The 8,810-nt window shown below is 55.1% G+C and carries 9 protein-coding genes; 6 read left to right on the forward strand and 3 right to left on the reverse strand.

Annotated features, from left to right (window positions below):
- Positions 1-149 precede the first annotated feature (149 nt).
- Positions 150-968, reverse strand: coding sequence for a sulfotransferase family protein (locus ACR0BI_RS22045; RefSeq protein WP_170423261.1), 819 nt, complete (start codon positions 966-968; stop codon positions 150-152).
- Positions 969-1,108: 140 nt separating this feature from the next.
- On the opposite strand from ACR0BI_RS22045, the gene ACR0BI_RS22050 reads away from it, so the two are divergent.
- A complete protein-coding gene (locus ACR0BI_RS22050; RefSeq protein WP_480563164.1) occupies positions 1,109-2,686 on the forward strand; it encodes a DUF5928 domain-containing protein in 1,578 nt (525 codons plus the stop codon).
- A gap of 38 nt (positions 2,687-2,724) precedes the next feature.
- On the opposite strand, the gene amaB is transcribed toward ACR0BI_RS22050, so the two are convergent.
- Complete coding sequence (gene amaB, locus ACR0BI_RS22055; RefSeq protein WP_480563163.1) at positions 2,725-4,236, reverse strand: L-piperidine-6-carboxylate dehydrogenase; 1,512 nt, start codon at positions 4,234-4,236, stop codon at positions 2,725-2,727.
- A gap of 3 nt (positions 4,237-4,239) precedes the next feature.
- Positions 4,240-5,346, reverse strand: a complete 1,107-nt coding sequence (locus ACR0BI_RS22060; RefSeq protein ID WP_480563161.1) for a saccharopine dehydrogenase family protein — start codon at positions 5,344-5,346, stop codon at positions 4,240-4,242.
- 272 nt (positions 5,347-5,618) lie between these two features.
- Here ACR0BI_RS22060 and ACR0BI_RS22065 point away from each other — a divergent pair, with 272 nt between their 5' ends.
- Genes ACR0BI_RS22065 through ACR0BI_RS22085 form a run of 5 tightly spaced genes read left to right on the forward strand, consistent with a single transcriptional unit; the run spans position 5,619 to position 8,501 of the window.
- Positions 5,619-6,050 carry a hypothetical protein gene (locus tag ACR0BI_RS22065; protein ID WP_170395121.1) on the forward strand — a complete coding sequence of 144 codons (432 nt, stop codon included), beginning with the start codon at positions 5,619-5,621 and terminating at the stop codon, positions 6,048-6,050.
- Positions 6,047-6,709, forward strand: coding sequence for a MotA/TolQ/ExbB proton channel family protein (locus ACR0BI_RS22070; protein WP_170395118.1), 663 nt, complete (start codon positions 6,047-6,049; stop codon positions 6,707-6,709). Before ACR0BI_RS22065 ends, ACR0BI_RS22070 begins: the two co-directional genes overlap by 4 nt.
- A 31-nt stretch (positions 6,710-6,740) precedes the next feature.
- Positions 6,741-7,067 (forward strand): biopolymer transporter ExbD, encoded by a 327-nt coding sequence (locus ACR0BI_RS22075; protein ID WP_170395115.1) that lies wholly within the window; start codon positions 6,741-6,743, stop codon positions 7,065-7,067.
- A 4-nt stretch (positions 7,068-7,071) separates the two neighbouring features.
- Positions 7,072-7,449, forward strand: a complete 378-nt coding sequence (locus ACR0BI_RS22080; RefSeq protein ID WP_170567459.1) for an ExbD/TolR family protein — start codon at positions 7,072-7,074, stop codon at positions 7,447-7,449.
- Complete coding sequence (locus tag ACR0BI_RS22085) at positions 7,446-8,501, forward strand: energy transducer TonB family protein (RefSeq protein WP_480563159.1); 1,056 nt, start codon at positions 7,446-7,448, stop codon at positions 8,499-8,501. The genes ACR0BI_RS22080 and ACR0BI_RS22085 overlap by 4 nt, the downstream gene beginning before the upstream one ends.
- Positions 8,502-8,810: the final 309 nt, after the last annotated feature.

Below are 8,810 nucleotides of genomic sequence, written 5' to 3' on the forward strand. Positions count from 1 at the left end.
TCCCGCACCGGATACATGGAATCGGCTGAGCCGTTTCCACTTTCGGAATTTGGGCCCGGCCCCGCGCATTGCGCGGCTCCGGGCCCAACCAGAGGAGATGTCTCACATGAGATATTGCCGATGGGCGGGAGCCTCACACTTCGAGCGTCTTAATCACCCAGCTTGGCGTGAATCTCATCTAGATCGATCTCACCCGTCGGCATTTTGTTGGCGGGATTTTCGAAATCATACTTGAACAGTTCAAAATCCTGTTTGTAGATCTCGTAGACCAGATGCATCGACAAATCGTCAAAGTAATCCTCGACCGGATGCACGCGTTTTGGCCCATGGCCTTCGGATTCGTTGAAGCGCGGGATTTCGGACAGAGTCACGGGATGCGAGGTTTCAAGATTGTCCAACACACCTTGCATCCCATCGTTGAACTTCTCGGTCCAAAAAATCCGATCATATCGCCCGCCATTAGCGATCAGCGTCGAGACATGGCCAGACATGGCCGACCAGTGAATGTCGGGGTCCATCGGCCGCCGCCAACGGATCGTGTCACGTGCAAATAACAGAAACCGGCGGAAACTGGCGATCTGATCGAACTCGCCTTTGCCATCGTCACCGCCAACCTCGATCCCATAATTGTAGATCAGCGTTGGCACCAGATTGCCGCGATAGCGTTTGCCGTTGCGCTGAATGCCACAGATCTTGTCAAAAAAGGAACTGAGAATGCGTGTGTAGGGATTACGCACGCAGGTAAACGTATAGGACTGGTGCGATTGAACATTTCTGGCAATCGGATCCTGACTGGCACCAAAGGCCCACTTGTGCATTCCGTCCTTGGCGTCGTGAATGTCACCATCAAAGAAGCTGCCATGATCCGAGAAATACATGATTTGCCCGATCGTCGAGCAGGCGCATTTCGGCACAACACGGTAGACCATGCTTTGACTTTCGGTCATCCATGTTCCTGGAAAACCCATCTACTGCGCCTCCTTAGCCAGTTATCGCATTGATACTCCGGCATTTTGACCCAAAGAACCAAAAATATTCTGTTTATTCAATCGCTCATCCTCAGTATCACGGTTGCAATTGGGCAGAAACGGGGAATTACAAGACGCAAATGGCAAAGATTGCCTATATCTTGCTGTGCCACAAAGATCCTGACGCGATCATTGCGCAGGCCAGTCAGCTAACGGCTGCCGGCGATTGTATGGCGATCCATTTTGACGCTCGCGCCAACGATACGGATTATGCGCAGATACGCGACGCCCTGAAAGATAACCGCAGCGTCGCATTTGCGACGAAGCGGATCAAATGCGGATGGGGCGAATGGTCACTGGTTCAGGCCACGCTCCATGCATTACAGGCGGCGGTGGATCAGTTCCCGAGGGTCACCCATTTTTACATGCTGTCCGGCGATTGCATGGCAATTAAAACCGCCGAGTATGTGCACAGCTTCCTTGATGAACGCGACATGGATTTCATCGAAAGCCATGACTTCTTCGAAAGCAATTGGATTAAGACCGGAATGAAAGAAGACCGGCTGATCTATCGTCACTATTTCAACGAACGCAATCAGCCGCGCCTGTTCTATGCCGCATACGAAATGCAAAAGCGTTTCGGTCTGACCCGCGGCATACCTGCAGACCTGCAGGTCAAGATCGGCAGCCAGTGGTGGTGCCTGCGCCGTCGCACAGTCGAGATGATTCTGGACTTCCTGCGCCAACGCCGCGATGTGGTCCGGTTTTTCTCGACCACCTGGATTCCGGACGAGACGTTCTTTCAGACGCTTGTTCGCCACCTCGTCCCGAAGCAGGAAATCGAAAACCGTACACTGACATTTTTGATGTTTTCCGACTATGGCATGCCTGTCACCTTCTACAATGATCACTATGACATGCTGTTGGGGCAGAACTACCTATTCGCTCGCAAGATCAGCCCCGAGGCTCATGAGTTGAAGGAACGGTTGGGTCAGCTTTATGCCAGCGAAGGGGTCACGTTCCACATCTCGGACGAAGGGCGTAATCTGTATCACTTCCTTGCCGGTCGCGGTCGGGTAGGACGACGTTTCGCTCAGCGCTTTTGGGAGGTCGGCAATACGTTAGGCCCCGAGCGTCAGGCGTTTCTGATTGTTTGCAAGAAGTGGCATGTCGCCAAACGGCTTGTTGACCAGATCGCGTCGGAAACCCCCATTCCCTGCATCGAATACATCTATGATGAGCAGGATACGCCATTGCCCGATTTGGGTGGAATCGAGACGACCCTGATTAAGCGGTCGCGCCATCGGCGGGCCGTTGCACGTATGTTGTTCGATTATTTCCAAAGCGACAGGCTGGTACTCTGCATAGATCCGGCCAATCTGGACGTCATTCAGGATTTCTGTGCAGATCAGGCCCAAACACGAGTTCTGGAAATCGAATGTGCCTATTCAGATGAATATCTGACGGGCCATGCCCATCGTGTCGGTCTTGCGGGCCAGAACAGCTCACAGGATTCTCTTGCACGTCTGCTACCGACCCTTCGCAACGCGCTGTCTTACGAATCCGAATTGATCCGCAGCACCCAGAATGATGGGCTGTTCCATTTGCGTGAGGCGGCGGATCGTTCGGAGAATGAGGTGATTATCGCGGAATTTCTGGGGATCAGTGCCGATCAGGCCAAAGCGATCATGCAACTGGATTACCTGTTCGCTGATTGAATCCGGCGGCACGATCAGGTGCCGCCGGACATTCGAGTTCAGATGTCGAATTTGACACCTTGCGCCAATGGCAACTCGGCCGAATAGTTTACCGTGTTGGTCTGACGGCGCATGTAGGCTTTCCAGGCATCTGATCCGCTTTCGCGCCCGCCTCCGGTTTCCTTCTCGCCACCAAATGCGCCACCGATCTCGGCCCCGGACGGGCCGATGTTCACATTGGCAATCCCGCAATCCGACCCGGCCGCTGTCAGGAATTGCTCGGCTTCGCGCATGTTCAGTGTAAAAACGCAGGACGACAAACCCTGTGGCACGTCGTTCTGGATCTCGATCGCCTCGGCAAAATCGTCATAGCCCATGACGTAAAGGATCGGAGCAAAGGTCTCGGCCTTCACAGTCGCGGTCTGGCCAGGCATCTCAACGATGGCCGGTTGTATATAAACACCGCCCGGCACACCTTCGGTCACGCGCTGACCCCCGAACACGGCACCACCCTCGGCCTTTGCTGATTCAAGCGCTGCGATCATCGCATTGCCCGAAGCTTCATCCACCAACGGCCCAATCAACGTACCCTCGGTCAACGGATTACCGATGGGCAGACCTGCGTAGGCTTTCTTCAGACGCCCAACCAGTTCCTCGCGGATCGAGTTGTGTACAATCAACCGCCGCAGTGTCGTACAGCGCTGCCCTGCTGTCCCGACAGCCGAGAATACGATCGCGCGCACCGCCATTTCCAGATCAGCCGACGGCCCAACGATCATCGCGTTATTTCCGCCGAGCTCAAGAATACACTTGCCAAAGCGCTGCGCCACGATCGGCGCAACCGCGCGGCCCATCCGGGTCGAGCCGGTGGCTGAAATGATCGGCACATCCTCGCTGGCAACCAGCACCTCACCCAGATCGGCACCACCGATCAGGGTCTGCAAAAGCCCCTCGGGGGCGTCACCAAACCGGGCCAACGCCCGCTCAAAGATTTTCTGGCAAGCCAACGCGGTCAGAGGCGTTTTCTCGGACGGTTTCCAGATCACCGGATCGCCGCAAACCAGCGCCAGCGCAGCATTCCACGACCATACCGCCACGGGGAAATTAAAGGCCGAGATCACTCCGACCGGTCCCGCCGGATGCCACGTTTCCATCATCCGGTGACCCGGGCGTTCCGAAGCAATGGTCAGACCATAAAGCTGCCGCGACAGACCAACTGCAAAATCGCAGATGTCGATCATCTCCTGCACTTCGCCCAGACCTTCCGAGGTGATCTTGCCTGCCTCCCAACTGACAAGCGCGCCAAGGTCGTCCTTGGCGGCCCGCAGCTCTTCGCCCAGCAGTCGGATCAACTCACCCCGGCGCGGAGCCGGCACAACGCGCCATTCCTTGAACGCCGCTTTCGAGCGGGCAAAGATGGCCCCCATCTCGGAAACCGGAGTTTCGTGAACCTCGGCCAACAGGCTGCCATCTATCGGAGAGGTCACCCGCAGCGACCCGCCGCTAAGCTCCGCTGCAGTCAGGTCCAAATTCGCAAGCGTGGTTTCAGCAGTCATTATAATGTCTTTCATATCTCAAGCCGCCTTGTTTTGTTCGGTAACGTCACCGGCGCGATAAAGCCGGCCAAATTCGGTGTTCAGGAAATCGGCAAGCTTTACCTGCTCTTGCCGAACAAAGCCTTTCGAGGGCAGAACCCCTGTCCGCATCAGATCGACGACACCCAATACGCCTGCCGCAGTGGTTACTTGGATCGCACTCCAGACTTGTCCATCGATGGTGCGCGCAAAGGACTTGTTGATCAGGGATTTCTCACGCAACGTGCCGGCAACGATGCCCTTTGCAGTGCAATAGACCAACACGACGTCTTGATCCGTACGCGGCAAGGCCGTTTCAAAAATCTCTTTCAGCAGATCGCGGCGACGCTCTAGTCCCAGGTCACTGAGCAACAAGCGCAAGATATCCCGATGGCCCGGATAGCGGATCGAGCGATAGGATACCGCCTTCGCCTTACCGTCTAGCGTCTCGGGCAAGGTGCCCAGCCCGCCCGATGTATTGAAGCACTCGTACTCGACTCCGTCATGGCCGATCAGCTCATAATCTTCGAGGGGGGCTGTCTTAACCCTCTCGCCATTCACAATGGCATCGCAGGGGTTGCAGTATTCGTTGATTAGCCCATCGGTTGACCAAGTCAGGTTATATTTCAACGCGTTGGTCGGATAGAGCGGTAACGCCCCGACCCGCATATGCAGGCTGTCGATTTCATCGAACTCCGCCGCCAGCGCAGCGCCTGCAATCCCGACAAACCCGGGGGCCAACCCGCATTGCGGCATAAATGCCGTCTCGCTGTTCTGCGCCAGCTCGCGCACCGCGTTGGTGGCGGCGACATCTTCGGTCAGGTCAAAGTAATGCGCCCCAACAGTTTTAGCTGCGCTTGCAATTGCCGGTGTCAGAAAGAACGGCGCGGCAGAGATCACCGCATCAAAACCTTTAAGGCCTTTCTCCAAGCCCGCGCTATCGCTGGCATCAATCTGCCGCGTAGAAATGCCCCGCTTCTTGAATGCTGACAGGGCCGCAAGATCGTGATCGGCAACAGTCACCGTGTAATGTGCCGAGGTTTTCAGCAAAGTCGCGATCATCTGACCGATCTTCCCCGCCCCGACTACGCAAATATTCCAGCTCAAAACGCGCCTCCATTCTGTGTTTCTTTTGATTATGAAGGGCGACTTGTTCGGATTGCAGATCGTATCTTGACGAAATGAGGTAACTTTCCGTCATTTTGCCATATTATACGTCACTTTGCTAAATAGCTTACTCGAATATGACTTCGAACATGGTCGAATTCACAATCGTTTCAGCGCTCCTTTGAAGTGATTGTACTATCAGGTATGAGAGGACCATTGTCGGCTATACAACGCGGGCAATCGCGGTTCGCCCAAGCATATAGGTGCCTTCAATGAGATCTCTCCGTGTCCTGCTTACCTGTTTCGCATGCCTGCTTCCTTTTGCAGCTCTGGCCCAATCCGCTGAGGCACCTGCCGCTGAGATTTCATTAGAGCTCAATGCCTTGGAAGACGTTGGTAGTGCCTGCAGACTGACCTTTCTGGTGACCAACCAATCCGGAACCACTATCGATGAAGCCGTATTCGAGACGGTGATATTTGACACCGAAGGCAGTGTCGTTACCCTCTCGCTTTTTGATTTTCGCGACTTACCTTTGGATCGCCCACGTGTCCGTCAGTTCGATCTGCCAGAGATGTCTTGCACGACTGTTGGGCGCGCATTGATCAATGGCGCGAGTTCATGCGTGGTAAAAGGCTCCCAGAGCGACATCTGTCAATCGACCCTAACGCTCAGCAGCCGGATTGAAGTGGAGTTGCTTGGATGAATATTCTCTCTTCTCTTCGAGAGATCCTGACCCTTGGCGGGCCCGTTGTGGCTATCCTTATTGTCATGTCGGTCCTGACCGTAGCAGTTACTCTTTACAAGCTTTGGCAGTTCGCTGCCTGTGGCGTAGGGCGGCACAAGGTTCTGTCACAAGCGCTGCAGGCCTGGGATGCTGGAGATCGAGCCACTGCACGCGCGCGCCTCGCTCAGAGCAGCAGCTATCTTGCACCGCTTGTCGAAGCCGCCATGGACGCGCCGGACACTCCTGATCTGGACGCTCGACTGGATGCCGAAGCTGGATTGGCACTGGCCGGGCTGGAGCGCGGATTTCGGCTTTTGGATACGGTCGCCCAGCTTGCACCCCTGCTTGGATTGTTCGGAACAGTTTTGGGAATGATCAATGCATTCCAAAGCCTTCAGTCTGCCGGGTCTTCTGTCGATCCCTCATTGTTGGCAGGTGGCATCTGGGTTGCTCTGGTAACAACAGCCGTTGGCCTTGCGGTGGCAATGCCGACTTCAATGGTCTTGTCTTGGTTTGAAAGCCGAACTGCCCGGGAACGGGTGTTTGCGGACAAAGCACTGCGTACGGTTCTGGTCCCGAACAACTCGAACCAGTCCGCCTCAGGCAGGACCGAGATTCTGAACGCTGAACATGCGTAACACGGAACCCTTTGTCAGACGACCGATGTCGATGACCCCGCTCATCGATGTCATCTTTTTGCTGTTGCTGTTTTTCATGTTGTCTTCAACTTTCTCAAAGTTCGCGGAGATCGAAATCAGCAGCGCAACCTCAGGCGCATCAGAATCGGCTGAACCCGTCGAGCGAATATTCATCCAGATCGGTACCGAGCGCGTGACTTTGAATGGCGAAACACTGGCGCTGGATGAACTGTCTACGCGGATCGGGGCCGGTCAGGCACTGGTAAGCCTTGATGCGGATACGTCCGCCCAACGACTTGTGGATTTGCTGGTTGTTTTGCGTGGCCGCGATGGCTTGACCGTCACGGTGTTGGAGTAGACCGATGATCCGCTTTGGTCGCCCAAGCCGCAAACGAGACTCGACCATCCCTCTGATCAACGTCGTCTTTCTGATGCTGATCTTCTTTCTGATTGCAGGCACCCTGGCACCACCGCTTGATCCCGAGCTTCAGCTTGTCGACACATCGGAACTCGAAGGCCGCGACCCTCCCGATGCGCTTGTCTTGAACGCCGATGGCATCCTCAGCTTTCGCGGAGTGCAAACCGATCCCGAGGCTTTTATGGCCAGCCATGATGACGGGCCCGTCAGGATTGTCCCCGACCGCAATGTTTCAGGCCAACGATTGATGGAGGTAACCGGTGCCCTTCGGCGGTATGGCGCGCCTTCTGTTTTCCTTGTGACCCAGCAGGCTTTGAAATGATCCGGAAGTCAGCGGCCATCGCTGCGTTGGCGGGTGTGCTTTCGCTTGTCCTGCATATCTTTGGGATCAGCTTGTATGGGTCCAGCCTGCCAGAACTGCGGGCCAATGAGGAATCGGTCAGTTTGATCGAGCTTGGCAACACATTCGAAGAATTCACCGAAGACACGACAGACCCGGTCCAACCGGAATCTGCTGAAACACCCGAGCCCCCGGTTGAAGACACTATTAAGCCCAATACTGCCGACATCCCGATCAGCGAAACACTCGTCGCTTCCCCCAATCCTCAGCAGGTATCTTCACCCGATGTCGGAGCGCCCGTCGCCCCACGATCAGAGCTACAGGAAGAGGTGCCGACCGAACCGGTCGCCCCGTCCAACCCGGAACCAGCAACAGATGCAGATACCTCCGTAACGTCAGCGGTCGACCCGGAACCCGAGCGCTTGGCAGCTTTACCACCCACAGACAGCTCAACTGCGCCGTTCCCCCCAATCGAGAGTACGGCAGTCGAACCAGAAATCCCAAGTTCGGTCGATGAGCCAACAAACGAGACACCAGAAGAACAAGCCGCGCCTTCCGATCAGGCCGTATCTGTTTCCAAACGCCCCCGCCTCCCGAACAGAAAGCCAGCAACGGAAACACAAAAATCACTTGATGGGTTCAGTAATTTCGATAACTTGCGCAACCCTACGCAAACATTGGAGTCGCCGCTTAGCCTTTATCAAAAGGAAGGGGCTGACCCGTTCCGAGCCAGCAGTGGCCGAAATCAAACCTCGGGTCGCGGCGTTGGAAACTCCGATACCACGAACTATGCCGGACAAATCCTGGTCCACCTCAATCAAACGCCCGTCGTCTATGTCCCGGTCCGCGGGTTTGCGCAGGTATTCTTCGAAATTAATCCTGATGGATCACTGGCTTGGGTTGATATCGTCGATAGCTCTGGCTCACCTGAAATCGAACGCGCCGCCAGAGATCAAGTCATCCGCGCCGCTCCATTTCCCCGTCCACCAAGCGGGTCAAGCCGCAGGCTATCGTTTTATTACCAAAATAGTTGATACCAAAGACAGCAGTTCGCCGAACCAGTTGTTCGTTCCCTGAATGCTTCAACACGCTCTAAGGAGAGGATTTCCATCGGTCATCACGGTAAGGTCACCGTGGGCGAAGCACAGAAGTTGGCAAAAAAGAGCTGAGGGGGGTAAGTGGCTAGTTACGAAAAGAAGTTTCCTATCGTTGCTTCCACAGTGCTTCTAGAAGTATTGGCACAAATAGAAACACCGCCCTAGGGCGGTGCGTAAACATCTGATGTTGCACGGTGTTTTTTGTTTGCGGGAGTAGGATTTGAACCTCTGAGTTTCAGGTTATGA

The organism is Ruegeria sp. E5 (assembly GCF_056534105.1).

Coding starts and splice junctions, on each gene's coding strand:
- ACR0BI_RS22045 (WP_170423261.1), bottom strand. CDS start 968: ATGGGTTTTCCAGGAACATGGATGACCGAAAGTCAAAGCATGGTCTAC.
- ACR0BI_RS22080 (WP_170567459.1), top strand. CDS start 7,072: ATGATCCGCTTTGGTCGCCCAAGCCGCAAACGAGACTCGACCATCCCT.
- ACR0BI_RS22070 (WP_170395118.1), top strand. CDS start 6,047: ATGAATATTCTCTCTTCTCTTCGAGAGATCCTGACCCTTGGCGGGCCC.
- ACR0BI_RS22050 (WP_480563164.1), top strand. CDS start 1,109: ATGGCAAAGATTGCCTATATCTTGCTGTGCCACAAAGATCCTGACGCG.
- ACR0BI_RS22075 (WP_170395115.1), top strand. CDS start 6,741: ATGACCCCGCTCATCGATGTCATCTTTTTGCTGTTGCTGTTTTTCATG.
- amaB (WP_480563163.1), bottom strand. CDS start 4,236: ATGAAAGACATTATAATGACTGCTGAAACCACGCTTGCGAATTTGGAC.
- ACR0BI_RS22085 (WP_480563159.1), top strand. CDS start 7,446: ATGATCCGGAAGTCAGCGGCCATCGCTGCGTTGGCGGGTGTGCTTTCG.
- ACR0BI_RS22065 (WP_170395121.1), top strand. CDS start 5,619: ATGAGATCTCTCCGTGTCCTGCTTACCTGTTTCGCATGCCTGCTTCCT.